This is a genomic window from Aquimarina algiphila, assembly GCF_007489275.1.
Classification (GTDB): Bacteria; Bacteroidota; Bacteroidia; order Flavobacteriales; family Flavobacteriaceae; genus Aquimarina; species Aquimarina algiphila.
Genome location: NZ_VLNR01000259.1, coordinates 1 through 261 on the forward strand (window position 1 = coordinate 1; position 261 = coordinate 261).

General features: G+C 29.9%; 1 pseudogene. It reads left to right on the plus strand.

The annotated features are described in order from the left end of the window. A pseudogene (locus tag FOF46_RS32265) lies at positions 1–261 on the plus strand (hypothetical protein); the annotation flags it as partial.

Below are 261 nucleotides of genomic sequence, written 5' to 3' on the forward strand. Positions count from 1 at the left end.
CATTTGTCGAACAAGTAGAGCAACAACGACAAATAACAGAATCAGAAAGAAAACAACGAGTAGTTATCCAGAAATATTTATCAGATAATTCTTTAACCGCCAAAGAAACCGGAACAGGTCTGTATTACATGATTACAAATCATGGTAATGGTCAAAAATTAACAACTAACTCTATTATAAAATTTAGTAGTAAAATGTATTCCTTGGATGGAGAACTTAACAACAACCCTATAATATTATTTGATAAAATTGCACATCTTA